The organism is Leptolyngbya sp. 'hensonii' (assembly GCF_001939115.1).
GTDB lineage: Bacteria > Cyanobacteriota > Cyanobacteriia.
In genome coordinates, this window is the sequence record NZ_MQTZ01000066.1 from 1 (window position 1) to 23,577 (window position 23,577).

At 52.9% G+C, this 23,577-nt stretch carries 24 protein-coding genes; 14 read left to right on the plus strand and 10 right to left on the minus strand.

Going from position 1 to position 23,577, the window contains the following annotated elements; all coding sequences use genetic code 11:
- The 3 genes from BST81_RS25890 to BST81_RS25900 all read left to right on the plus strand — a co-directional run.
- Window positions 1-389 (plus strand): transposase (locus tag BST81_RS25890; RefSeq protein ID WP_143780508.1); only part of this gene is annotated, 389 nt, incomplete at its 5' end.
- A gap of 710 nt (window positions 390-1,099) precedes the next feature.
- The gene (locus BST81_RS25895) at window positions 1,100-3,097 is read left to right on the plus strand and encodes an alkaline phosphatase (RefSeq protein WP_075601402.1); all 1,998 of its coding nucleotides are present in this window, start codon (window positions 1,100-1,102) and stop codon (window positions 3,095-3,097) included.
- A gap of 161 nt (window positions 3,098-3,258) precedes the next feature.
- The gene (locus tag BST81_RS25900) at window positions 3,259-3,756 is read left to right on the plus strand and encodes an ureidoglycolate lyase (RefSeq protein ID WP_075601403.1); all 498 of its coding nucleotides are present in this window, start codon (window positions 3,259-3,261) and stop codon (window positions 3,754-3,756) included.
- A gap of 12 nt (window positions 3,757-3,768) precedes the next feature.
- On the opposite strand, the gene BST81_RS25905 is transcribed toward BST81_RS25900, so the two are convergent.
- A complete protein-coding gene (locus BST81_RS25905) occupies window positions 3,769-4,743 on the minus strand; it encodes an FkbM family methyltransferase (RefSeq protein WP_075601404.1) in 975 nt (324 codons plus the stop codon).
- Window positions 4,744-4,748: 5 nt separating this feature from the next.
- The gene (locus BST81_RS25910; RefSeq protein ID WP_075601405.1) at window positions 4,749-5,945 is read right to left on the minus strand and encodes an NAD(P)/FAD-dependent oxidoreductase; all 1,197 of its coding nucleotides are present in this window, start codon (window positions 5,943-5,945) and stop codon (window positions 4,749-4,751) included.
- Between the two features lie 59 nt (window positions 5,946-6,004).
- Between BST81_RS25910 and BST81_RS25915 the strand changes: the two genes are divergently transcribed.
- Window positions 6,005-6,616 carry an acetoacetate decarboxylase family protein gene (locus BST81_RS25915; protein WP_075601406.1) on the plus strand — a complete coding sequence of 204 codons (612 nt, stop codon included), beginning with the start codon at window positions 6,005-6,007 and terminating at the stop codon, window positions 6,614-6,616.
- A 244-nt stretch (window positions 6,617-6,860) separates the two neighbouring features.
- The gene (locus BST81_RS25920) at window positions 6,861-7,346 is read left to right on the plus strand and encodes a hypothetical protein (protein WP_075601407.1); all 486 of its coding nucleotides are present in this window, start codon (window positions 6,861-6,863) and stop codon (window positions 7,344-7,346) included.
- Here the strand turns inward: BST81_RS25920 and BST81_RS25925 are convergent.
- The 3 genes from BST81_RS25925 to BST81_RS25935 all read right to left on the minus strand — a co-directional run bounded on the left by BST81_RS25925 (window position 7,267) and on the right by BST81_RS25935 (window position 9,836).
- The gene (locus BST81_RS25925) at window positions 7,267-8,511 is read right to left on the minus strand and encodes a hybrid sensor histidine kinase/response regulator (RefSeq protein WP_075601408.1); all 1,245 of its coding nucleotides are present in this window, start codon (window positions 8,509-8,511) and stop codon (window positions 7,267-7,269) included. The genes BST81_RS25920 and BST81_RS25925 overlap by 80 nt on opposite strands.
- A 121-nt stretch (window positions 8,512-8,632) precedes the next feature.
- Window positions 8,633-9,013: a response regulator gene (locus BST81_RS25930; protein WP_075601409.1), complete on the minus strand. Its 381-nt coding sequence runs from the start codon at window positions 9,011-9,013 to the stop codon at window positions 8,633-8,635.
- A 13-nt stretch (window positions 9,014-9,026) separates the two neighbouring features.
- On the minus strand, window positions 9,027-9,836 hold the full coding sequence (locus BST81_RS25935) for an SH3 domain-containing protein (protein WP_075601410.1): 810 nt from the start codon (window positions 9,834-9,836) through the stop codon (window positions 9,027-9,029).
- Window positions 9,837-9,960: 124 nt separating this feature from the next.
- Between BST81_RS25935 and rsmA the strand changes: the two genes are divergently transcribed.
- The 6 genes from rsmA (at window position 9,961) to BST81_RS25965 (ending at window position 14,169) form a co-directional block, all read left to right on the plus strand.
- On the plus strand, window positions 9,961-10,797 hold the full coding sequence (rsmA, locus tag BST81_RS25940; protein ID WP_075601411.1) for a 16S rRNA (adenine(1518)-N(6)/adenine(1519)-N(6))-dimethyltransferase RsmA: 837 nt from the start codon (window positions 9,961-9,963) through the stop codon (window positions 10,795-10,797).
- Complete coding sequence (gene ispE, locus BST81_RS25945) at window positions 10,760-11,710, plus strand: 4-(cytidine 5'-diphospho)-2-C-methyl-D-erythritol kinase (protein WP_075601412.1); 951 nt, start codon at window positions 10,760-10,762, stop codon at window positions 11,708-11,710. The genes rsmA and ispE overlap by 38 nt, the downstream gene beginning before the upstream one ends.
- Before the next feature lie 48 nt (window positions 11,711-11,758).
- Complete coding sequence (locus tag BST81_RS25950; protein WP_075601413.1) at window positions 11,759-12,073, plus strand: DUF3082 domain-containing protein; 315 nt, start codon at window positions 11,759-11,761, stop codon at window positions 12,071-12,073.
- Between the two features lie 439 nt (window positions 12,074-12,512).
- Complete coding sequence (locus BST81_RS25955) at window positions 12,513-12,737, plus strand: DUF2811 domain-containing protein (RefSeq protein ID WP_075601422.1); 225 nt, start codon at window positions 12,513-12,515, stop codon at window positions 12,735-12,737.
- Window positions 12,738-12,758: 21 nt separating this feature from the next.
- On the plus strand, window positions 12,759-13,373 hold the full coding sequence (hemJ, locus tag BST81_RS25960) for a protoporphyrinogen oxidase HemJ (RefSeq protein ID WP_075601414.1): 615 nt from the start codon (window positions 12,759-12,761) through the stop codon (window positions 13,371-13,373).
- 88 nt (window positions 13,374-13,461) lie between these two features.
- Window positions 13,462-14,169 carry a PHP domain-containing protein gene (locus BST81_RS25965; RefSeq protein ID WP_075601415.1) on the plus strand — a complete coding sequence of 236 codons (708 nt, stop codon included), beginning with the start codon at window positions 13,462-13,464 and terminating at the stop codon, window positions 14,167-14,169.
- Window positions 14,170-14,171: 2 nt separating this feature from the next.
- Here BST81_RS25965 and BST81_RS25970 read toward each other — a convergent pair whose 3' ends face one another.
- Window positions 14,172-15,659, minus strand: coding sequence for a DUF3370 domain-containing protein (locus tag BST81_RS25970; protein WP_083637100.1), 1,488 nt, complete (start codon window positions 15,657-15,659; stop codon window positions 14,172-14,174).
- 12 nt (window positions 15,660-15,671) lie between these two features.
- Window positions 15,672-16,196: a hypothetical protein gene (locus BST81_RS25975; protein WP_075601416.1), complete on the minus strand. Its 525-nt coding sequence runs from the start codon at window positions 16,194-16,196 to the stop codon at window positions 15,672-15,674.
- A gap of 34 nt (window positions 16,197-16,230) precedes the next feature.
- Here BST81_RS25975 and hisH point away from each other — a divergent pair, with 34 nt between their 5' ends.
- Window positions 16,231-16,866, plus strand: a complete 636-nt coding sequence (gene hisH / locus BST81_RS25980) for an imidazole glycerol phosphate synthase subunit HisH (protein WP_075601417.1) — start codon at window positions 16,231-16,233, stop codon at window positions 16,864-16,866.
- A 423-nt stretch (window positions 16,867-17,289) separates the two neighbouring features.
- On the opposite strand, the gene BST81_RS25985 is transcribed toward hisH, so the two are convergent.
- The 3 genes from BST81_RS25985 to cofH all read right to left on the minus strand — a co-directional run bounded on the left by BST81_RS25985 (window position 17,290) and on the right by cofH (window position 20,800).
- Window positions 17,290-18,303, minus strand: a complete 1,014-nt coding sequence (locus BST81_RS25985) for a hypothetical protein (RefSeq protein WP_216351464.1) — start codon at window positions 18,301-18,303, stop codon at window positions 17,290-17,292.
- Between the two features lie 354 nt (window positions 18,304-18,657).
- Window positions 18,658-19,587 (minus strand): DUF4344 domain-containing metallopeptidase, encoded by a 930-nt coding sequence (locus tag BST81_RS25990; RefSeq protein ID WP_083637101.1) that lies wholly within the window; start codon window positions 19,585-19,587, stop codon window positions 18,658-18,660.
- A gap of 37 nt (window positions 19,588-19,624) precedes the next feature.
- Window positions 19,625-20,800 carry a 7,8-didemethyl-8-hydroxy-5-deazariboflavin synthase subunit CofH gene (gene cofH / locus BST81_RS25995; protein ID WP_075601419.1) on the minus strand — a complete coding sequence of 392 codons (1,176 nt, stop codon included), beginning with the start codon at window positions 20,798-20,800 and terminating at the stop codon, window positions 19,625-19,627.
- Between the two features lie 377 nt (window positions 20,801-21,177).
- Between cofH and BST81_RS26000 the strand changes: the two genes are divergently transcribed.
- Both BST81_RS26000 and BST81_RS28625 read left to right on the plus strand, forming a co-directional pair.
- Window positions 21,178-22,833 carry a DUF3352 domain-containing protein gene (locus BST81_RS26000; protein WP_075601420.1) on the plus strand — a complete coding sequence of 552 codons (1,656 nt, stop codon included), beginning with the start codon at window positions 21,178-21,180 and terminating at the stop codon, window positions 22,831-22,833.
- A gap of 544 nt (window positions 22,834-23,377) precedes the next feature.
- On the plus strand, window positions 23,378-23,577 hold a 200-nt coding region (locus BST81_RS28625; RefSeq protein ID WP_216351465.1), incomplete at its 3' end, for a hypothetical protein.

The window sequence follows — 23,577 nt, forward strand, 5'->3', positions numbered from 1 at the left end:
CGATTAGTCTGCGGGAGGTCGTGACTTACTGCAATCTCATGGGGTCAACTGATGGACTGACCTTTGAAGCCTTTATTTCCCAGAAACTTGTGCCTAAGTTATGGAAAGGTGCCTGTGTCATCCTGGATAACTGCTCTATTCATCTGGGTGAAGACGTTAGAAATTTGATTGAGGATGCAGGAGCCAAGCTAATTTTCCTACCCCCTTACTCACCAGACTTTTCGCCTATCGAGAATTGCTTTTCAAAGATTAAGAGCATTCTGCGTTCGATTAAGGCACGCAGTTATCCAGAACTTGCCAAAGCTATTGATGAAGCTTTCTCCCAGGTGTCATCGAGCGACTTAAGGAACTGGTTCTCTCATTGCTGTTACTGTGCCTCACCAGCATAAAAAACGCTGTATTCTCTTTAAAGTCGAGTGATAGAATTACTTTGACAGGGCAGAAACATTGAATTACCGTTTTACTCAATTCGTCCAGGAGATTGTCCGAAGACCTTTCTGACAGTATGCTGTTCTAGCTGCCTGATAGTAGATGATGAATCAGTTGCGCTGTTAGATATCTGCAAACATCTATGTTCGAAACCATCGATGACTGAAAGTATTGGCAATCAAAAACTATTGATGGCTGAAAATATTGGCAACTGAGGTGAGAACTAAGATAAGGCTTCATTGATAAGTTTTCATTCAGTTGTCTTGAGGTTAATGCTTCCGTTTCTGATCTTCTGCCTAGCAGAATCGTGAGGGATTTTTGATCTCTCTATGTGCCAATTCCCTACACAACACGGCTCTAAAATTTTTTGATCGAACGGTCTCCCCATCGTACTTCACGATCGAGGTCAAGGGGGAGGCTCAGGATGGTTTGGGGAGCATTCTCCAGAACATCAGATAGCTTTCCCATCAGTTCATAGTTCTTTCTGCCCATCCGATTCAAGGGGTCTGGCAGCGATCGGGCACTGCAAGCCCAATCCTCGTGAGAGGGAGTTTCTGCTCTGTATTCAGCAACCTATACGTTTCCAACATTCATAATCTCAGCCTCAGTTGTACAGAAATCTCTGTAATTTCTGCATTTCTGATCAGCTGACTACTTCTAAGGAGGACTTATGGCAGTTACGACCTTGCCTTCACCTGATTTTTCCGGTTTTTCTAAAGCGTTACTCCGAGACGCCTACTTTTTGTTGCCTCAGACTGGTGCCAGCGCTACAGATTCCGCCTCGGCAGGAACCGCGATCGCCACGGGTTACAAAACTGACGATGGCAACATCGCCTGGTTACCTGGCGATCCAGCCAATGGGAAATTGACGACCATCGCAGAGCAACTGCGGGCTGAAAAAGGATTTTCGATCGGTGTGGTCAGTACTGTTCCTTTTAACCATGCCACACCTGCCGCCTTTGTCAGCCATAATGTCAACCGCAACAATTACAAAGCCATTGCGGAGGAAATGCTCTGGACCGTCAAGCCAGATGTGGTGATTGGAGGGGGCTACGGTTCAAGCTATGTCAACGGTCTGAATTTCAGTACCCTTCCCTCAGATTACACTTTTGTCCAGCGGCAGGCTGGGGTAGATGGAGGTGCATCCCTGTATCAAGCAGCCACCTCCGTGGATGTGAACACCGGCGAGAAACTGTTCGGCCTCTTTGGTGAAGCAGGGGGAAACTTTGACTACCATGGGGTTGCGGACACCCCTGGCACCCCCACAGTCACTCGCGGCAGCATTGAAAACCCCACCCTGGCCGATTCCGTCAATTCTGCCCTGACGGTTCTGAGCAAAGATCCAGACGGGTTTTTTGTCATGTTTGAACAGGGTGACATCGACTGGTCCAACCACGCCAATGACTTTGAGAACATGATTGGGGGTGTCTGGGATCTGGATCAGGCGGTGCGAGCAGCGGAAGCCTATGTCGATCGGGCTGGAGACGGCATGACCTGGAAGAACACCCTGATGATTGTGACTGCCGACCACTCCAACAGCTATATGAAAAACCAGGAAGTTCTGGGGGCAGGCGATCTGCCAACCCAGGTAGCTGCTGGCAGTAGCAGTGCCTATGGTAGTGGTTGGAACTATCCCGATGGGGATGTCACCTATCGTTCTGGGGGCCACACCAATGAGCTGGTTACTCTGTCAGCTCGCGGTGCAGGTGCGGACCTGTTCCAAAACTATGCTGGGGATTGGTATCCCGGTACGCAGATCGTAGATAACACCCAGATCTACAGCGTCATGAAGCAGGCCGCTGACGCTGGTGTAAAACACATCATGTTGTTCATTGGGGATGGGATGAACATTGCCCATGAAACGGCAGGCAGCCGTTACCTGTACGGTAACGATCGGGGACTGGCCTGGCAGGACTGGGGCAAGTCTTGTGATGGCTGGGCAGGCTATGCCACCACCTGGGACACAACAGCTTACAACAAGTATGCCAGTACAAATGGGTTGCCCCTTTATGATCCCAATACCTTTAACCCGTTGATTGGCTATCATCCCCTGGCAGGCGGCGCTTTCGCCAGTCAAAAAGAAGGGGATATCGTGCAGGGGAATGGTATCCTGAGCGGCACTGGTAAATCTGAACTGTTCCTGGCAGGCAATGGGGCTGATTTGATCGAAGCGGCAGGTGGTAAGGACATTGTCTCTGCTGGTTCAGGGAATGATGTGGTGGATGCAGGCTTTGGAGACGACCTCCTGTTTGGCGGTTCAGGGAACGATACCCTGAATGGCGAAGCAGGCAATGACCAGTTGTTCGGCGAAGCGGGGAACGACTTCCTCGTCGGAGGCAGTGGTCATGATGTCCTGGTTGGTGGAGACGGCGATGACCTGCTGAATGGGGGACAGGGCTCCGATACCCTGGGCGGTGGTAATGGGATGGACACCTTTGTCCTGGCTCGCCGCATGGGGATGGACACCGTCCTTGACTTTATAGAGGGTACGGACAAGCTGGGGCTGTCTGGTGGTCTGACCTTCCAGCATCTGGCGATCGTGCAGGGAATTGGTAACCATGCTGGCGATACGCTGATCGGTGTGGCTCGCACAGGTGAATTGCTGGCAACCCTGACAGGGATCCAGGCCGGGTCCATTACCAGTGCGGACTTTGTTCAGGTAGTCTGATGGGCGTCTGACAGTCCCCAGAAGGTCTTGAGTTCTAGGGTGGGCATGGCCCACCCTAGGGGTTCGTCCCTGATAGGCTGCAAAATAGAATGAATAGGCCAGTATACAGAATCTTGCTCTGAGGATTCCGTAAGAGTCCTGTTCTGGAAATCTCCTGAAGTATGTCTGAGACTGTTCCGTCCCACCGCTGTCTAAGGGCACAGGCCATTACCACCGACGCCTTTCAACCCTACGGGCAGGTGATCTGGGCCAGTCAAGATGGTAGTCCCTATAGTTCTGCAGATGCCCAACTGAACTTGCAGCAGGGGATTCCCCGTTTTTATATCATGCGATTGCAACAGCGAGGTCGTCGCTTCCATCAGATCACCCGGCATCAGCGCTGTACCCAATGTCTGGGCTCCCTGGAGGGGAAAGACTGGTATCTGGGGGTTGCGCCCCCATCCCAGACGGATCATCCCGATGTGGCCGCGATCGTGGCGTTTCGCATTCCTGGTACCTGCTTCATCAAGCTGGAGGTTGGCACCTGGCATGCAGGCCCCTATTTTGATCAGGAGTTTGTGGATTTCTACAACCTGGAATTGAGCGATACCAACATCACCGATCATGATACTTGTAATTTGCTGACCCACTTTGGGGTGACATTCGAGATCGAGATGTAAGAGTCCAGAAGATTATGGGGTCAAAAAGGGACGAATGCTTTGCACGATCGGCAGGTGGTCCAATCCCTGTTCCACCAGGGTCGGAAATTGCGAGAGGATGGCAATCATTTCATGGGCAAAATTGAACCGCAGGTCTTTGCCATGATTAACCGTCAGATATTCCAGCAATTCCAGCGCATAGTCGGGATAGCCGAGAATATCGGCAATACAGGACAGTTTCAGGATGTGCTCCGGGTTTTGGCTGACGGGATGGGAGTTTTCTCCAATTGGATCTCGCAGGTAGCAGGCATCAGCCCAAAGTAATTGTCCCCGGCGAGTGGCAGATTGGATGGGGGAGCAAGCCCTCGGACGATAGCACCAAAGATCATCCGTGAGTAAGTCAAACAGGGTAAAACCCAGATTTCTCAGCCAGGGGTCGATATCTGAAAATAGTGATTGGTTGTGATAGAGCAGTGAAAACTCTACTTCTATTTGAATCCCTAAAATACTTTTTTGCAGAAGGTTGAGTGCGCCTTGAAGCACATCAAAGTCAGCTCCTTGGACATCAACCTGGAGGAAGTCAATGGTTTGGATCTGTTCAGATTGGCAAAAATGATCGAGGGTTGTCGTTTGAATGTCCGCTTTGAAGTCTAACTCCAGGCCCTGACCTATCCCATGAAAACGGCTCAGGTAGGCCTGATTAGGCGCATATAGAGAACTACAGTGGACGGCTTTAGTGACGTGAATGGTGGTTGTTTCGATCTGACCGGATAAGGCTAGGGGGTAATGTTTTTCTGTCCAAGAAATCGATTGTTCCTCTATTAAGGCATTGGCTGCATCACAGGCTGCTGCATCAGCATCAAACCCATAAAGGGTTAAATTGGGAGCCAGCGTTTCCCACTGATTCCCTTCCGTAGCCGATAGCTTTCGAGAACCGATAATAGCAACAGTGAATTGCGTTTTTTCCAGGCGCTGATGGGCTTGTAAAGTTTGGACAATCAGGGACATATGACTTATCTGATTGAGAATATCTCCATCAGGGGTTTGGCCATCCAGTTGAGCCCCACCCGAATCTGATGCTGCAGGGTGGGCATGCGGTACAGGTAGGCTAGGCGGCGGGCCACAGAGGCCAGAGGCCCATCCAGGGTAATCCCCAGGCCCGTCAGGGTAGCATTGTCAATGCCCAGGGTCATCATCTCCCCCAGAAACTGATACCGGAAGGGCAGGAGAGGTCGTTCGGTCAGGGAAGCCCAGATATTCCAACCCACGTATTCCGCTTCCTGCAGGGCCGCCTGAGCTGAAGCGGGAACCTGCTGGTCATCGGCATCTCTACAATCTACCAGATCACCCAGGGCAAACACTTCAGGTCGGTCCATGACCTGTAGGGTAGGATTGACCAGCACCTGGCCCCGTTGATTTTGCTTCAGGGGCAGATCTTTAATGACAGTGTGCATGCGATTGCCGATCGTCCAGAGCACCAGATTCACAGGAATCGAATCGACCTGACCTTTATAGCAGAGAGAAATCGTATCTGCTTCCACGCGATCAACGGTGGTCTCCAGGTCCAGCCAGATATCCCGCGCTTCCAGGGCTTTCTGGGCCGCAACGCGATTAAACTCCGGTGAGTTCCGCAAGATCCGATCGCCCTGTTCAATTAACCGAATCCGGCCCCGATCGTTCAGGCGATCGGCCAGCTTGCAAGCCAGCTCCACCCCACTGTAGCCCGCTCCCACGACCGCAATGCGAATTCGATCCAGGGCGGAATTTTCCAGGGCTCGCAGATGCTCTTGCAGGCGATAGGCATCGCTGAGGGTGCGAAAGGCGATCGCATGTTCAGCGGAACCGGGTACCCGATCCAGGGGCGTTTCCCCACCCAGGGCCAGCACCAGACGATCGTAGGTCAATTCAGCTCCTGCTTGCAGTTGGACCCGTCTGTTGGGCAGATCGATGCCTGCGATCGTGCCCTGTTGAAACCGAACCCCAGTTCCAGCCAGCAGTTCCACATAGGGGGGTGCAATTTCCCAGGTCTGGAGTTCGCCGGTTAGCAACTCGTAGAGGAGCGGAGAGAATAGGAAATGTTCTCGCTGATCGATCAGGATAATTTCTGGCTGATTGGCCTGGGTCCAGGGGAGTTCACTCAGACGCAGGGCAGTAAAGAGGCCGCCAAAGCCGCCACCGAGGATACAGATGCGAGTCGTGGATGAGGTCATGACTGGGTTGCAGGCATTGCTGAGCTGTCTCCTTAAGGATAGCAAGGTAGACTTAAAATATGGTTTATCCCGCTGCACCCTGGACATTAAAAGGCTATGGCGTCCAGTCCCTGTACTGGGTCCGCTGCGATCGCGCCCGTCCCTTCATCCCACCGGAACTCCAGCCAGTGGAAGTCTGGCCAGGGTGGACGATTGGCACAGTTTATCTGGCCCATTACGGCGCTGGCTCCACCCTGGAGTACAACGAGTTGATCGTCGTGGCGGGGATGGTGCGCCTGGGGAAACGCCTGGGAGCCTGGATTTCCCACATCTATGTGGATCACCCTGACTCAGTGGCTGGGGGGCGGGAGATCTGGGGGTTGCCGAAGGAACTGGCCCAATTCACCTGGGAATCAGGGCAATGCACCGTCAGGCAGGGCGATCGGCTGCTCTGCCGGTTGTCTTACCAACAGCCTTTTTACCTCTGGCAACAGTCCTTAAAGGTGCCTAGTTTTGGCAACCTTCAGGGCTCCTTACTCTGGTTTGAAGGGCAGGCTCAGTTTCGGCTTGGGTTAACCTGGGCCCAGTTGGAGATCCCAGAGGCAAGTCCTTTCTTTGACCTCCATCTGGGATCTCCCGTGATGACGCTTCAGATGGCCGATCTGAACCTGCTTGCCAGTCCGCCTGCGTGAGCTTCCCGGATCTCGTAGAAATTTGAAGCAAGGCAGCGAACTCATGTTCAGTTCCCTCGCGGGAGGGGTGGCCCGGAGGACTGGGATGGGTCCAGGAGGAGTCAGAGGGTAAGGGATCTCCTGGCTGCTGAATTCTGGTGCCTAAATTCTGACTTCTGAATTCCCAATCCCTCCAGGAATTCATAGCATTCTCCCTTGAATCAGATATGCTGGCTGTAAGGTCATTTCAGGAGAGGAGCCTCGTATGGAAGGGCAATCTGTACCTGTTTCCGTCAAGGTCTTTGGCATTCTCAATACAATTTTTGGCAGCTTTGGTGTTGTAACCAGTCCGTTTACCCTGCTGGCCATGCGGCGTACCGTGATGGTCTACGAACGATTTGACGCTGGCCCTCTGGTGCTGGGCTGGATTCGTCTTTCCCTACTGATTTCACCCATAATCGCCGGGGTGTTGCTGGCCACTGGGATTGGCCTGTTGATGAAAAAAGCCTGGGGCCGATCGGCAGCGGTGATCCTGGCTTATATTTCCATTGGCATCAGTATTTTCAATATCATCCTGATCTTGAGCGTGTTTGCCAAGGGTCTGGGGGGCAGTGAGAGTGCTGCAGCGGTGGGAGGCATCATTGGCGGCATTATCGGTGGCACGATCGGGCTCATTTATCCCATTCTGACGGCGATCTTTCTGACTCGCCCCGATGTGAAAGCAGCGTTGGAGCGGCGGAGTCAGGGTTAGGATGGGTGGGTTGCACTGGCAGCGTAAATCGGATAGTGGTTCCGGTTCCAATTCCGCTCTGGAGTTGAAGTTCACCCCCATGGGCCTCCACACACCGTTTAACAACAGCCAGCCCTAGGCCAGTCCCCCGGATCTGACCCACATTGCTCCCCCGATAAAAGGTTTCAAAGAGTTGGGGTTGATTTTCTGGGGGAATGCCGATGCCGTTGTCCTTGATCTGGAACATAACCACCTCTGTCTGACAATCCAGCTCGAATTGAATGACGCCCCCATCTGGTGAATACTTAATCGCATTCGAGAGCAGATTGGTGAGGATTTGCTGCAGTAAGGTTGGATCAACGCTGACAGAGTTGCAAGTGTGATTACAGCGGAAGTCGATTTGATGGGTACTACCGGCCTCAGGTTGCATCATATCGGTCAGTTCCCGACAGAATACTTCCAGATCGATCGGCACCGGCTTAACTTGAATTTTGCCCGTCTCAATGCCGCCAATTAGCAGCACTTCATCGAGCAGGTGCAACAGGTGCTCAACGGCGGTATCGATTTTCTTGAAGTACCGATCGATGGTGTCAGGGGACAGGTTCTGGCCAGCACGATGTAAAAGCTCCGCAAAGCCCTGAATGCTGGTCAGGGGAGACCGAAAATCATGGGTAATCATGGAGACAAATTCTGACTTGAGGCGATTGAGCTCTTTTTCTTGGGCCAGTGCTTTCAGGGCCTCCGTTCTTGCAGCCTCCAATTCCTGTTTGAGTCGCTGTTGGGACAGCTGAGTTTCTACTCGGACCAGGACTTCTTCAACCTGGAAAGGTTTGGTGATGTAGTCTACCCCACCCACCTGAAAGGCTCTGACCTTATCAGTGGTTTCGTCCAAAGCACTGAGAAAGATAATGGGGATGTCCTTTGTATCTTCCTGGGCTTTGAGTTGGGCACAAACATCGTAGCCATTCATGCGGGGCATATTGATGTCTAACAGGATCAAGTCCGGCAGGGTGGCCTCGATCGCCATCAATGCTGCAGCACCGTTGATCGCACTGCGAACCTCATAGCCATGCTGTACCAGTATTGTGGAAAGGAGTCGCAAATTCGACGGCGTATCATCCACAATCAGAATGTTTCCTTTAGAGGACTCGATCTGAGGTGGACACAGGGAATTACTCAGGTCCATGAAAGTTGGGCTATCCAGATCAGGAAGTGGTCTGCCGGAAAGGAGCGTAGCTCATTGATAGCTGGATGATTAGGCGGGTTGAAAAAGGCCGGATGGCTCAGAAATCCCTAGCATAGGCCCCTTAGGGGGTCCATCCCAAAATTTCCAAAAACTGACTGACGAACTGGCTTGGTTTGAAAGGTTTGGCGATGACGGCCTGGACACCCAGCGCAGCAAAACGAATTCGATCGGCAGGCTGCACCTTAGCCGTCAATAGAATCACTGGAATATGTTGGGTCGCTGGATTTTTCTGAAGCCATTGGAAAGCAGCCATCCCATCCATACCCGGCATCATTACATCCAGTAGGATAGCATTTGGTTGTTCTTGCTCAGCTTTCATCAGACCTTCCTGGCTCGATCGGGCCGTGATTACGTCAAGTCCTGCCATGATTTCCAGGGTCACCTGAGCAACTTCCCGAATGTCATCCTCGTCGTCAATCACCAAAACTCGTTTTATAGCCACAATCTACCCCACACTATTCTACTTGAACAGAGAATGAATATTCGTACCCCCTGAAGTTGGAGTCCAGTTCCAGGATATAGTCTCCATCAGTGGGTAGGGCACCTGTCCAACGGGTGTTGCGATCGTCGGGCTGGGTCAAAAGGGTCTTACCGCCAGGAAGAATCAGAAACGGGAGAGGCCCCTGTTGGGAGACCAGGGTGATGGTCTGGCCCTGGCTGGCCTGGAGTAAATAGCGGTGGCTGCCTGTACCAACGAAACGATTGGAGACCGTGGCCTGACTACGACCTGTTGGGAAATTGATCCGGGCCATCATTCGACTACAGGCATGTCGGGTCCGATCTTTGCTAATCCAACCGGCAACGGGGACTTTAATCTGGAACCAGCCATCCTGCTCCGTAACAATATCCACAAAAGTCCCATTCGGGATTTGAGCGACCACATTATTAGGAGTGACGACAGGGGCGGATCGGACATTCAATGGCGGCTGGGGATCGGCTACCTGGGCCATAGTGACGACACAACGCTCGATCTGAGTCACCGGAGTTGCTTGGGTTGAAGGTTCTGCCTGGGGTGTAGAGGGGTTGGCTGATTCTGAAGCAGGTGCTGGTGGGGATGCCTCTGCTTGGGGCGATTGGGGAGGCACAGTTGTAGTCGGTTGAGGACTGGACACAAGCGGTGTAGATGAAATCGGGCTGGCCAGATCAACGGACTGGCTGATGGGAGTAGAGGGCTTGGATGTTGCCTGAAAGACAGCATAGGAGACGCCTGTAATGGTGGCAAGAGCAATTCCTGCTCCAACGATCGCGTAATGCTTAGAGTCCATATCGGCCCTGATTCTGTAGTTGTGTCAATAGCAATGGGCAGATGCAATGGGCAGATGAGCCTATGCCTTACCCCTTCCTGGTATAACTGACATAATTTTATATCGTCAGGATTCTTACCCTATTATGGCTCCTCTGCCTCGCAAGCGATTTGGCCAGCACTGGTTGCGGAGCGATCGGACCCTGAATCAAATTGTGGCGGCGGCTGAATTGTTGCCTCAGGATAGGGTTCTGGAAATTGGTCCCGGCCAGGGCGTGTTAACCCAACGGCTGCTCTCCCTGGTTGCAGCCGTGGTGGCAGTGGAAATCGATCGAGACCTGTGCGAACGTCTGGCCAAGCAATGGGGCAGCCGGGAAAATTTTTTGTTGCTCCAGGGAGATTTTCTCACCCTGAATCTGGTGGAATTGCTGGCGGCCTTTCCTCACCTGCAACAGCCCAACAAAGTGGTTGCGAATATCCCGTACAACATTACAGGGCCAATTTTAGAGAAGGTGCTGGGGACGATCGCCCAACCTGCCCTATCTCCCTACGACACGATCGTGCTGCTCCTGCAAAAGGAAGTGGCTGAACGACTCTGTGCCCAGCCTGGTTCCAAAGCATACGGAGCCTTGTCTGTCCGGGTGCAATATCTAGCTACGGCAGAACTCATCTGCAGGGTGCCAGCAGGAGCCTTCTATCCCCCACCTAAGGTGGATTCTGCCGTAGTGCGGTTGCGCCCTCGGACCGTCCCTTGGCCGGTGAACCAGCCCCGTGATCTGGATCGACTGGTAACGGCTGGGTTTGCTACACGCCGCAAAATGTTACGGAATAGCCTCAGTCCTTTAATTGACCGTGACCAATTGAGCCACTTCCTGGAAGAATTAAAGATAAATCCTCAGGCCCGTGCTGAGGATCTGAGTCTTGCTCAGTGGATTGCGTTAACGAATGCGTTTTTACTCTCTTCTGGCAGCAGCCAAAATTAATCTCTATCTGGAAATCATTGGGGACCGCCCCGACGGATTTCATGAACTGGCGATGGTGATGCAAAGTATCGACCTAGCCGATCGGGTGGATTTGCGCTTGATTGGAACCGATACGATTCTGGTGCATTGTGATCATCCTGAAGTGCCAGCGGACCGGCGCAATCTGGCCTATCGGGCGGCTGAATTGATGGCCAACCAGTTTCCAGATGCCTTTGCCCGCTTGGGTGGTGTGGAAATTACAGTGCGCAAAAATATCCCGGTGGGGGCGGGACTGGCCGGGGGCTCCACCAATGCGGCTGCCGTCCTGGTGGGCTTGGACCTGTTGTGGCAGTTGGGTCTGACCCAGCCCGAATTGCAGGATCTGGGAGCCCAGCTTGGCTCGGATATTCCCTTCTGCGTTTCTGGTGGGACGGCTCTAGCGACGGGTCGGGGGGAATTCCTCGATCCCCTGCCGGATCTGGATGGGGCTTTTGTGGTCCTGGCAAAATATCGTAGTCTTTCCATCTCTACGGCCTGGGCTTACCAGACCTATCGCCAACAATTTGGCACGGCCTACGTCTCTAGCCACGAAGGAATCCGGGAACGTCGATCGCAGGTCCGCTCTGGCGCGATGATGGCGGCGATCGCCCAGCGGCATCCGGCCCAGATTGCTCAGCATCTTTACAATGACCTGGAACGGGTCGCTTTGCCCCAATATCCCCAGATTCAGCACCTGAAGGAACAGTTTCAATCCCGGGGCGTTTTGGGGACGATGATGTCTGGTTCGGGGCCAACGGTCTTTGCCCTGGTGGACTCTGAAGCTGAGGCACAGCGGGTGCGGAATGAAATGAGAATGGCTCTCCCTGATCCGGATCTGGAGCTGTGGGTGGCCAAATTCACAACCACCAGTATCAAAATCAATGAACCAGCATAATGCGATGCTAATTTGATAATGCTCCTGCTCAATTTCAGATCACGGTCTATGTCCGATCAACCTTCCCCGCCTGAATCTCCCCCCATGCCCAGTCCCCTCCATTGTGTCGGAGGTGCGATCGTGGCTGCCGGGATTTCCGTTGCCTTCTATAGTTTGACTAGCGCGATCGCCCAGGGCTTTGCTCACCATCCCATCCATACGGATAATCGCGTCACCCTCAACATTGCAGCGGCTGTGCGCACCTTGACCGTAGGCATGGCTGCCCTGGGAACCGGAGTTTTTGCGCTGGCCGCCCTGGGCCTTTTTGCGCTGGGCATTCAGTTATTACTTCAAAAAAAACAACAACCTGAAAATTGTGATTGAATTCACAGACTTAAGGAGCTTGGAAATGCTTCACAGTCAACAGTTACAGGCTAACGATACATAATGTGAAATATTGCTACTTTTCTTTTCACTTCTCCATACTCTTTTAATTTCGTTGCAATTTTTAATATTGCCTGCATTTTTCCCCAGGCAATTCACAGGTTTTCCCCAGGTCAGTTGGACTTTTCCCCAGGTTTTCCACAACAGTGGACGAATAAATCAGCTTTTTCAGTATTCAGTGGAAAAGGTGGGTATCAATGGGGACCCGATCAGGGATCGGTTATTTGTAAAGAGACGCAACGGAAATGGGCCTGAAACCCTGATTCCCTGGTCAGAGATTCTTCGCAGGCCGCAGATTGCAATATTTCGCATCATTGACAACCCTGCCCCCCGGTCTGCAGAATGGGGCGACCTACCTGCAAAGTTTGTCGAGGCCCTGATGAACACAACCGTCAGTATCCTGGCTGAAATTCCCGAATCTCTCCATGAGTCTCTCAAAAGCTACCTGGAAACCCATCCGGACTGGGACCAGGATCGCATCTTTACCGCTGCTCTTTCTCTCTTTTTGCTGCAAAATGGAGGGTGCGAGTCTGTTTTCGGAAAATCCCATCAACGTCAAACAGCTCGTGTTTACCTGGATGCGCTGTTCAAATACCCCGTTTAACTGAAAGATTGGAAACACGGTATGGCTTATCAATGGTTTAAGGCTTTTCATCTGATTGGGATTGTGGTCTGGTTCGCCGGGCTATTTTATCTGGTACGCCTGTTCATTTACCACGTTGAGGCTAACCAGCAGCCCGAACCCGCTCAGTCCATCCTCAAGCAGCAATATGGAGTGATGGAAAAGCGCCTTTACCACATCATCACCATGCCAGGGATGGTTGTTACCGTGGCGATGGCGATCGGCCTTCTGACGACAGAACCGCAGGTGTTGAGAGATTGGTGGATGCATGCCAAACTGGCGATCGTAGCCGCTTTAATCGCCTACCACTTCTACTGTGGCCACCTGATGAAGCAATTGAGTCAGGGACAATGCCGCTGGGGCAGTCAGCAACTGCGCGCCTTAAACGAATTGCCAACCCTGTTTCTCGTGCTGATCGTGATGCTGGCGGTGTTCAAAAATGCCCTGCCGACGGATACAACAGCCTGGACGATCGTGGCTTTGATTGGCGTTATGGCCGTGACCATCCAGCTCTATGCCCGTAAACGCAGATTAGATCAGGAACGACTTCAGGCAGAAACCGCTGGAACAGACACAAATAGCTCTGAGACTTCGATTTCAGAGGGGACTGCGGGTTAAGCAGGCGTTTGTAGTCATTGATTCACCACAGTTGAGTTAAAAGAGTTCAGAATAGGGATAGATTAACTACATCTTTCTTAACGGTGGCATGTTGACTCTTTCCCCCCAGGCTGTATTCTCCCCGAGGTCGCTGACCCAGGATGCGCTGGTCCTCAGGCAGGTCTTTCAGGCCCTTGATGCTAGCAGTTGTCCCTATTCCTACAACTTTCACATGCATACGGTCTGCTCTGATGGGCAGCTTCAGCCGGAGGAGCTGGCCAATCAGGCGATATCACTGGGGCTGAAAGGGTTCGCCGTGACCGATCACCATACAACCAGTGGGTATCGCCTCGTCCAGGCAGCTCTGACTGCCTGGGAACAAAACCATTGTGATACAGCAGTTCCCAGGCTATGGTCCGGCATTGAGGTCACGTCAGTCTTGTTGGGGGTAGAGGTCCATATTCTGGGCTACGCCTTTGATGCTGATCACCCGGCTTTGATGCCATATTTGCTGCGGCAGTCCCCTGGTTTAGAAGAAGCAGCGGCAGCTCGCGTGATTGAGGCCATTCATCAGGCGGGTGGGTTAGCCGTCCTGGCCCATCCAGCCCGGTATAAGCGATCGGCAACCGAGCTGATTCCGGCGGCAGCCAGCCTGGGAATCGATGGGGTGGAAACCTACTATGCCTACACCAATCCCAATCCCTGGAGCCCCAGCCTGCGCCAAACGGAGGAAGTTCTGCGGCTGAGTAGTACTTTCGGATTGCTGAATACCTGTGGAACTGACACCCACGGGCCTAACTTGTTGCAGCGCCTGTAGGATTATCGGCTTACATTCTGAACCTGATCCAGGGTGCGAATAGTCAAGACCTGGGGTGGGGTGGAATCAGGCGGATAGAGGAAATCAACCTGAACCAGACGACGTTCACCGGGTTGCAGGGTCAGGGTGAGTAAGGGTTCGCCTTGTTGCCCCCGTTGCTGGACCAGATGAAAATATTGGGTTTGCACAACTCCCTGATCGTCCCGGTAGCGGAACCGGACTGGCCCCCGAAAGAAAACCTGGGGTTCGGGGGGGTCAAAGAAGCGTAAGCCACCTCTGATGCGGTCCTCCTTGACGGGGGTCTGAAACATCAGCGTGACGCTCTGGGGTTGGGACGTGGGATTGTACAGCGGAATCGTCAGGCTGTATTGGATGCCATAGTTGCCATTGGCCTGGTAAGCGGTATCGGCATAGCGAGCTAGGATGCGAGCACTCTGTACCTGATTGGTCCCCAGGGTTCCTCTGGGTACGGTGCTGAGGGCGTAGGAGAAAGCCTGACCGGCTTGCGGGATCGTGAGTTTCTCCCCGATCGGTTTGTCGGTTAACCAGGTTTTCCATTCTGAACCAACGGCCACACCGGCTACGCGACCGTAAATGATGGGGCCGGTAAGCTTGCGATCGGGAGGAGAGGGAGGTAGATCCCTGGGACCGGCTAGATTAGCTGTATTCAGAAAATTTTGCCATTCTTCCAGGGTGGGCAGGCGCTCCTCTGCCGTCTCATTTTTTGGGGCATACATGGCCATGCTGGCCAGATAGACTGGGCCATTGCTGCGCAGGCGAATCAGGGTTGTACGCCCATTTGAGGTGGGTAGCATCAGACCGGCGGGAAGGGGCAGGTTCATCAGCATCTGATACCCGCCTGGAGGAATCTCAAAGGTTGAAGGCCAGTTTCCCTGCCGTCGTCCTCGCAGGATGTCGTTCATGGTGCGACTGCCCGGACCCGAGTAAACCCGTCCCAGGGGATCTTCGATCGCAGGGGGAAGGTTGACGAAAAGGGCATCAGGTCGGGTTAAATAGCTAGCGGCTTCCAGAACTTCAACCGTAACTGATTCAGGTCCAGGATTGTACATGATGATCCCCATGACCAGAGACCGCAGTTCTTGTGGGGTGCGGGCCCGGGAAATATGATGGGCGAAGACATCAAACCGTCCCTTAAACGCAAAATTTAAGTGAGCCTGGGGAAATAGCTTGCCCTCTGGAGAAAACGTGGAGAGCAGGATGCCTTCCGTCAGAACCACTTCCGGACTGTTACTGTTAAAAACAGGGATTTCATCCAACTGCCCCGGTAGAGGCCGAACTTGCTGCTGTTGCAGAATTTGCTTCGGATCTAAATCCTCAGGAATTTCAATCACGCCTGACGGCTTGGGTAGATCGGTTGGTTTGGGCAGATCGGTCGGAGAGGCTGGAGCCTCTATCGGGAGGATTTCTGGAGCGGGGGAAATGGGAGCAGCCTGAGCAACCACAGGCAAAACTGGCAGAAATGGGATCATGAACAGGTGTCGCTAACAGGTAACAGCCTGACGAAGGCGTTGGATCAGGGTGAGAAAATCCAGGACGATCGGTTCCAGGTTCGCTGGCGTCAGGATTGGCACATGAACAAAGATACACTGCATTCTTGTTAAATCAGCAAGCTGCAAGTAATTGAGAATCTCATAGTAAAGGTGATTACAGACATACTGGCCTGCATCATGGCTAATGTGAGTCAGCCTTAAGTCCAAGATCAGGGATTCCAGTGTAACGCTGGTGCACAAAGTTTTGCCCAGCACCGTAGCAGAAGACTCCAGGCTCAGGTGCGATCGGGTTTCTGCCATGCCACAGCAGAGAATTAGATCGGGTTGAACCTGCTGAATGGCTGCAATCACCCGCTCTGGGGCCTGCTGGAAGTGAACGGGGAGCCGTCGGAGGCAATGGACCTCTGAGATCGGCAACTCTTGCTGCAGGAGTGCCGCCAGCAAATCATCCGAGGCATTGGAGCGATGATGGGGCATCCAGACATCGAATGATGTTAGGAGCAATTTATTCGCCATAGAATAGGAATGTTCTGTCGGATGGAAACAGCATATGCCAGTTATTGCAGTCATTGACTATGACATGGGCAACCTGCACTCAGCTTGTAAGGGGCTGGAGCAGGCGGGAGCGACCCCTGAAGTAACTGACGCTGCTGTAGATATTGGGCGGGCTGATGCCGTGGTATTGCCAGGGGTGGGATCTTTCGATCCGGCAGTACAGCATCTGCGATCGCGTCACCTGGAAGCACCGATCCGACAGGCGATCGCAGATGGCAAACCCTTCCTGGGGATTTGTCTGGGACTGCAGATCTTGTTTGACCGCAGCGAAGAAGGCCAGGAGCCTGGGCTGGGGATTTTCGCGGGTACGGTCCGCCATTTTCGATCAGAACCCGGCCTCACTATTCCCCACATGGGCTGGAATCAATTGGAATTTACGCAGCCGGAAGCGGCCCTCTGGCAGAAACTACCGGTTTCTCCCTGGGTGTACTTTGTCCACTCCTACTATGTGGACCCGTTCGATCGGGCGATCATTGCGGCTACCATTACCCATGGCACCCAGACCGTCACCGCTGCAATCGCCCGATCGAACCTTATGGCTGTGCAGTTCCACCCGGAAAAATCCTCAACCGCAGGGTTACAGATTCTTTCTAACTTCGTTAGCCAGGTCAAAACCAGAGTTGCATTGTAGTCTGACGTTGCTATGCAAGGGTTAGGCTTAACTCATAATTCTGATCGCTCTAATACTCACGGATATTTTCCATTACACGCAAGCGACTCTCAATAGGGACTTCAATCGGCCTCCCCTTCCCCCAAAACGGGCTACCGTGTACGCAGATCTTTGAAAAGTTTGGCTCAAGTCAGCAGACTCGCGTGAAATTCCCTCTCGGTAGGGGTGGCCTGCAGGGCCGGGGTGGGTCTAGGAACGGGAGCAGGAGGGTTGAACCCACCCCTACCCCTCCCAGGAGGGGATTATGGGTACACAGTAGCCCAAAACGGGAGAAGGGATTGGGGGATGCAGACGCGGAGCGGCTTCCCCTGGGGTGGGAAAATCCGCAAAAGTGACATGCTTCCCAGGGATATGCCTTGTCTTGTGGATTGATCAAAGAGTTAATTATTCATGTTTGCCCAAGAGTCTGCGCCTTATTCTGTCTGTCTTTAATCTAAAGTAACGTCTCAAAAACAAGGACATTCTAGAGACTGTAGATGATTTAAGCCACCTATCATATTCAGGAAAAACATAATTTTTGAAAAAGGTTATCCAATAGTCAGTGATTTTTTCATCACTGAACTCTTGAGCGCGATTTAAACCATGTTCAATCATTGAAAAGTATAGGGTTGGATTATTTTTTAGTTCTCTGACTGCACTAATTGCCTCTTCGATAGAATGGACAATCAAAAAATCAAGTTCTGAATTTCTTATAGAAAGAAAAGCAGATTCGGGTGCCAGAATGGCAGGTACTGAGGCATGCCAGGAGTTGATTAATTTACTGGCAGGTTTATGTGAAAAGATATGTTGGTCAAAATCTCGAATCGCAATAATAACATCAATATTGCTGTAATCAGACCACTTTTCAGAGTCAAAAACTGGAATCCACCTGCATCCTAAATCTTTAAGCGCACTCACCCACTTCTCAGAAAAAAATTCTTTCGCTAAATTAGTTCTAGTACCTATAAAGGCAACATTTTCTACTAAAGAACCTCGGTTGTGAGATCTGGGTACTAGGCCAGGTTGCGACCAATGTGGAATGTAATAGGGTTTCCAAAGGGAATTTTTTCCCGTCTTATCGAGAATTGCAGAATTGTGGACAACATGTAAATGCGCTGAGGGATGAAACTCTTTGTCGCTCTTGGCGCAAATTAGCATAGCTTGGCCCAGATATGGGTATTTATTACCTAGAGTATCCCGATCAGCAATAACAATTCCTTTCTGCGGGATGTGATCTATCACTTCACAGGAAATTCCTACCTGCTTAACCTGTAAATAGGTACTCACAATCCAGGCTGTAAAACTATTGCTACATGCTTTGATCACCTCTTCTCGTTCCTGCTCGAAGAACCGATGGGTTTGTTTGTCGGGGGCATAGAAGTAGACTTTTTTTTGTGAATCAACCTGATGATCCATCATGATGTCCTGAACTCTAGCGAACTGAGTTACTATACAGTTTCCAAAGAGAGCATCCCAGTTTTGCAAGGTTGCCCTCATCCCCCAGCCCCTTCTCCCAAAGAGGGAGAAGGGGAGCCAGATTCAAAGTCCCTCTCCCCTTCTGGGAGAGGGATTTAGGGAGAGGGCTACAAAAGTGGGATGCACTCGTTTCCAAACAATATCTGGAGATTTAGTTATAATCACAAATCTGTACTAAGTAATCGGGTGAGATTAATTATAAGAAGGGGGTCTGGGGGCACGCCCCCTTCACCCCGACTCTCATCCTTAATTTAATTGTGCCGACCTACTTACCTATTACCGTGATTGGAGGACAAACTAACGCATATACGGTTCCAGGAGGCTGTTCCAACTGGCGTACTTTTTCTTGTACTCCCGTTCGCAGCGAGAAGCTCGGGACTCTGGCAAAACGCCACCTTCCACCAAGGGAGTATACTTGCTGGGATTCTTCCCATAGGCCAGACAGGCAATGTTGTAGAATCGCTGCATATCCAGAGAGTGTTCGTCCCAGAAGGGCGGTTCCTGACCAGTCTTGTTAGAACTCTCGATCAAAAACCATTGGGCTGCGGTCAGCACGGCCTGTTCCCCTTCCTCCCCCGCTTCCATCAATAAAAGGGTAGAAAACTCATCCACCGCATCTTCCTCCCGGCCCGTAATGGGCAGGTTGAAGATATCCACCAGCCCGTGGCCGGTTTCATGGAAGAACACAAATAATGTCGTATTGACGATCGCCAGCCCTAACTCTTCTTCAGTCTGAACTTGACTGGCAAAGATGTTGGCAAAATGCTCCATCAGCTCGCCGCACATGACCAGGTACTTTTTGTCGGGAACATAAAAGGCATTGGCCGTGCCGCATTCCCCAAACACAATCGTGACATCTGTGGGCAGTTTGAAGAGTTTCGTCAACTCTACCGCGATCGTTTCAAAGGCCTTGGACTCCCGAATCGCCTGGTTCAACTCCCGATACAGAGGATTGTCCACCTTGTCGTAGTAAACCGTAAATTGGCCTGCTTTGGACCGGGCGATCGCATTCTTGTCGAGGCTTTTGGAACCTGCAGCCTGGGTCGTGGCCACGCGCTGGGCCAATTCCACGACCTGTGGTGGTAGGGAGAAAGCCTGCCGGGATGGAGTTTTGGCCGGGGCTCCAGCGGTAAAGATAACCAGTAGATTGGCAATTAGGAAGCTGGCAATCGCCAATTGCAAAAATTTCAGTTGCCGCAAAACCGCAATACATCGAGTAGGTATCATCTTTATCCGTTTTATCCGTGCAGGTCTACGCTAATTTTTATCGATAGGAAGGAGCAACCGGAACTGGACGATCGTGGAGGGGAACTGGGTGATACAACGTATCCCGCTGGCGGTAGGGGCGGCCCAGGGACTGAATGGCCCCCTGTAGCTCAGCCACCGATTTGCAGGTGCCCCCAGTGGCCCCCGCCATGGTCGTGATGTGTTCTTCCATTAACGTGCCCCCAATGTCGTTGCAGCCCCAGGTCAGGGCTGCAGTGGCCCCGTTCAGGCCCAGTTTGACCCAACTGGGCTGATGATTGGGGATCCAGGCCCCGAGGAAGATACGAGCGACTGCAGTCAACAGCAGGGTATGGGATAGTATCGGTTGATCTCGCCCTACCCGATGGCGTAAGGGTTTAGGAGCATCCTGTCCGACAAAGGGAAGAATGATGAATTCTGTGATGTAGCCGGGATAGTGCTGCTCCAGTGCGTTCTGCTGCAGCGATCGCAATAGACCCAGATGGCGCATCTGCTGTTCTGGGGTTTCAATGTGACCAGAAAGCATAGTGCTGGTGGTGCAGAGGCCCGATCGATGGGCCGTCCCGACAATCTCCAGCCAAGTGGCGGTGTCGATCTTTTCCGGACAGATGATGCGTCGCACGCTATCGTCGAGCACCTCAGCCGCAGTTCCCGGCAGGGAACCCACCCCACCCTCTCGCAGGGCTGTGATGACCTCGGCATAGGTCAGGCTATCCTCCCTGGCAATAAACTGGATTTCCTGGGGAGAAAAAGCATGGAGATGCAGGGCTGGAAATTCTGATTGGATGGTCTTGAGCAACTCCAGATAGTATCCCAGGGAAGTGCCCTTCCACTTAGCCTCCGGATTCAGCCCCCCCTGCATACAGATCTCCGTAGCCCCCTGGCGAACAGCCTCAGCCGTCTTTTCCAGAATGGTGCCAAAGTCCAGCCAGTAGGCTCCGGCCTCCCCTTCATCCCGTCGAAAGGCACAGAAACTGCAATGTTGTTCGCAGATGTTGGTGAAGTTGATGTTGCGGTTAATCACATAGGTAACCGTATCGCCTGCCTGTTGGACCCGCAAGCGATCGGCCCCATCCTGGATGGCAGCGATCGCTGCCGGGTCCGTCTGATTCAGTAGCAGGACTCCTTCTGCTTCACTCAGATCGACTCCGGCCAGAGCTTTTTCCAGAACTGCATCCACGCCATCCGTGATCACTCAACCTGACCTCACAATACAGATCGACACCCTCAATTGTAGAAGGTGCTTTGCCTGCAGCGCAGAGATATATCTGACTCCTGGCTCCGATCGAATTCCCCATCCCAACTGACTTGAGTCAAAATTCCTGAAATTCCTTCCTTTGAATGTGTTTTGTGTTTACAGCTAGCTTTCACTGGAAAGACAGTCTTATCCTCCAGAATTGTCTGGTGGGTTCAGGATGGGAAACAAACAGCGACCCTGTTGCGAAGCACTATAGAATGGCACAGGATATCAACCTCTTGGGTTATTTAAGTCTGATGACAGCGCAAAGTGCGATTTAATGTTCTGCTGGTGGACTATCGCCAGCCTTGCCAACCACAAAGGGAGAAGTTCACATGTCTGCTTCAAAGACAAAATTTTTATTGCCTGCGATCGGAGCTGCGGTTGTTGTGGCAGCGGGAGTCGGGGCCTATGTTTACTTTAAGCAGGGGCCTGCAGGAGAAACCAGCCCGCTAGCCAGCGCCAAACTGGTTCCAGATGAAGCAGTCATGACGGCCTTTATTTCTGCTGATCCAAAGTCCTGGGCCGAACTGGAAAAGTTCGGTACCCTCGAAGCCCAGAAGCTGGTGCAAAAGAACATCAAGGATTTTCAGACCGAGATGTTAAACCAGACGAGTTTTAGCTTCGAAAATGATATTCAGCCCTGGCTTGGTAGCGTCATGTTTGCTTTTCTGCCCAATGACCCGGCGGCCAAAGCCAATAATCCCAATGTTTTGATGGTCGTCAGCATTCGAGACAAGTTGAAGGCGGCGAATTTCGCCCAGAAGATTAAGGCCCAGAAAGGGGCAACGGCCAAGGAACAGAGTTATAAGGGGGTCACGATCGCAGAAGTGACAGAATCCAAAGGTAGCAAGCCCTATAACTTTGCCCTCCTGGGTAGCCATCTGGTGGTTTCCGATCAGCGTCAGGCGATTGAGCAGGCGATCGATACCTTTAAGGGAGAGCCCTCCTTTGCTGGAAAGGAAGGGGTGAAGGATCTGCTAGTGAAGGGAGCAGATGTCAAGAATCCCATCGCCCAGATCTATCTGCCAGATTATGCGGCGGCCTTCCAGCAGTTCGCAGCAGCAGGGTCTAAAGCTCCCAAGCTGCCATCCTCAACCCTAAGCCAACTGAAGCAGGTCAAGTCTGCCGTAATCGGGATTGGAGTAGATGATGCAGGGCTGCGCCTCAGAGCGATCGCCCGTCTCAACCCGGAAGCCACGCCGATGGAGTACAAGCCGGTACCAGGCAAGGTCGTGGCCCAATTCCCAGCAGACAGCACGATCGCCCTCATTGGTGGTCAGGGATTGAAAACGGTCTGGACCACGCTAATCAATCAGTCTAAAACAGACCCCTCCTCCGGTCTGGTCGTAAGTTCAGTGCGCCAGCAACTGAAGACAATTAACCTGGATGCGGACCAGGAAGTCTTTGGCTGGATGGATGGAGAGTTTGCCTTTGGGGCGATCGCCTCCACCCAGGGTCTGCTCTCCAACACCGGCTTTGGCGGAGCAATGGTGATTCAGACCAACGATCGCAAGACCGCAGAAAGTACCCTGGGCAAGCTGGATACCCTGGTGAAGGGGTTTGCCGCCACGGTGGAACAGCGGGACGTGGCGGGGAAAAAGGTGACCGAGTGGAAGATCCCGACCCTATCTCCCACGGAAGCTCTGATTGCCCATGGTTGGCTGGATGATAAGTCCCTGTTTATTGCGATCGGGGGACCACTGGTGGATGTGATCGCGAGCAAGCCCCAATCTGCCCTGGATGGCAGTGCGACCTATAAAACGGTGACGGGTCCGTTACCTAAGCCCAACTCAGCCTATCTGTATCTGGACATGGATAAGATGATGGCCTTAATGACGGCAGGGCCGCTAAAGGCCCAAACAGGGACGATTCCTCCGGACACCATGGCTATCCTCACCTCCATCCAGGGTGTTGGCATGGCATCCACCCAGCCGGATAAGCTGACCAGCCAGTTTGAAATGCTGATGGCCCTCAAACCCCGGAAGTAAGGTATCTATTTACCACCCCCCTCGTCTCCTAGTGCCCAGTCTCTGCCTCCTAGCACCCAGGCTCTGCCTGGGTGCCCCTGCCCTCATCCAGCGTCGCAGCATCTGGTTCCCAGACTCTGGCTGGGAACCAGGGAGGGACCGTCCGCGTAGACCCTCCCCCTGCCCTCTCTCCTAGCGCCCAGGCTCCGCCTGGGTGCCCCTGCCTCCCAGGCTCCGTCTCCTAGCGCCCAGGCTCTGCCTGGGTGCCCCTGCCGTCATCCAGCGTCGAGCATTTGGTTCCCAGCCAGAGTCTGGGAACCAGGGACCCGAGGGACCGTCCGCGTAGACCCTCCCCCTGYCCTCTCTCCTAGCGCCCAGGCTCYGCCTGGGTGCCCCTGCCTCCCAGGCTCCGTCTCCTAGCGCCCAGGCTCTGCCTGGGTGCCCCTGCCGTCATCCAGCGTCGCAGCATTTGGTTCCCAGCCAGAGTCTGGGAACCAGGGACCCGAGGGACCGTCCGCGTAGACCCTCCCCCTGYCCTCTCTCCTAGCGCCCAGGCTCCGCCTGGGTGCCCCTGCCTCCCAGGCTCCGTCTCCTAGCGCCCAGGCTCTGCCTGGGTGCCCCTGCCGTCATCCAGCGTCGCAGCATTTGGTTCCCAGCCAGAGTCTGGGAACCAGGGACCCTCCCCCTGCCCTCTCTCCTAGCGCCCAGGCTCTGCCTGGGTGCCCTTGCTGTCATCCAGCACCAGCGTCGCAGCATTTGGTTCCC

Coding starts and splice junctions, on each gene's coding strand:
- BST81_RS25895 (WP_075601402.1), top strand. CDS start 1,100: ATGGCAGTTACGACCTTGCCTTCACCTGATTTTTCCGGTTTTTCTAAA.
- BST81_RS25900 (WP_075601403.1), top strand. CDS start 3,259: ATGTCTGAGACTGTTCCGTCCCACCGCTGTCTAAGGGCACAGGCCATT.
- BST81_RS25905 (WP_075601404.1), bottom strand. CDS start 4,743: ATGTCCCTGATTGTCCAAACTTTACAAGCCCATCAGCGCCTGGAAAAA.
- BST81_RS25910 (WP_075601405.1), bottom strand. CDS start 5,945: ATGACCTCATCCACGACTCGCATCTGTATCCTCGGTGGCGGCTTTGGC.
- BST81_RS25915 (WP_075601406.1), top strand. CDS start 6,005: ATGGTTTATCCCGCTGCACCCTGGACATTAAAAGGCTATGGCGTCCAG.
- BST81_RS25920 (WP_075601407.1), top strand. CDS start 6,861: ATGGAAGGGCAATCTGTACCTGTTTCCGTCAAGGTCTTTGGCATTCTC.
- BST81_RS25925 (WP_075601408.1), bottom strand. CDS start 8,511: ATGGACCTGAGTAATTCCCTGTGTCCACCTCAGATCGAGTCCTCTAAA.
- BST81_RS25935 (WP_075601410.1), bottom strand. CDS start 9,836: ATGGACTCTAAGCATTACGCGATCGTTGGAGCAGGAATTGCTCTTGCC.
- rsmA (WP_075601411.1), top strand. CDS start 9,961: ATGGCTCCTCTGCCTCGCAAGCGATTTGGCCAGCACTGGTTGCGGAGC.
- ispE (WP_075601412.1), top strand. CDS start 10,760: ATGCGTTTTTACTCTCTTCTGGCAGCAGCCAAAATTAATCTCTATCTG.
- BST81_RS25950 (WP_075601413.1), top strand. CDS start 11,759: ATGTCCGATCAACCTTCCCCGCCTGAATCTCCCCCCATGCCCAGTCCC.
- BST81_RS25955 (WP_075601422.1), top strand. CDS start 12,513: ATGAACACAACCGTCAGTATCCTGGCTGAAATTCCCGAATCTCTCCAT.
- hemJ (WP_075601414.1), top strand. CDS start 12,759: ATGGCTTATCAATGGTTTAAGGCTTTTCATCTGATTGGGATTGTGGTC.
- BST81_RS25965 (WP_075601415.1), top strand. CDS start 13,462: ATGTTGACTCTTTCCCCCCAGGCTGTATTCTCCCCGAGGTCGCTGACC.
- BST81_RS25970 (WP_083637100.1), bottom strand. CDS start 15,659: ATGATCCCATTTCTGCCAGTTTTGCCTGTGGTTGCTCAGGCTGCTCCC.
- BST81_RS25975 (WP_075601416.1), bottom strand. CDS start 16,196: ATGGCGAATAAATTGCTCCTAACATCATTCGATGTCTGGATGCCCCAT.
- hisH (WP_075601417.1), top strand. CDS start 16,231: ATGCCAGTTATTGCAGTCATTGACTATGACATGGGCAACCTGCACTCA.
- BST81_RS25985 (WP_216351464.1), bottom strand. CDS start 18,303: ATGATGGATCATCAGGTTGATTCACAAAAAAAAGTCTACTTCTATGCC.
- BST81_RS25990 (WP_083637101.1), bottom strand. CDS start 19,587: ATGATACCTACTCGATGTATTGCGGTTTTGCGGCAACTGAAATTTTTG.
- BST81_RS26000 (WP_075601420.1), top strand. CDS start 21,178: ATGTCTGCTTCAAAGACAAAATTTTTATTGCCTGCGATCGGAGCTGCG.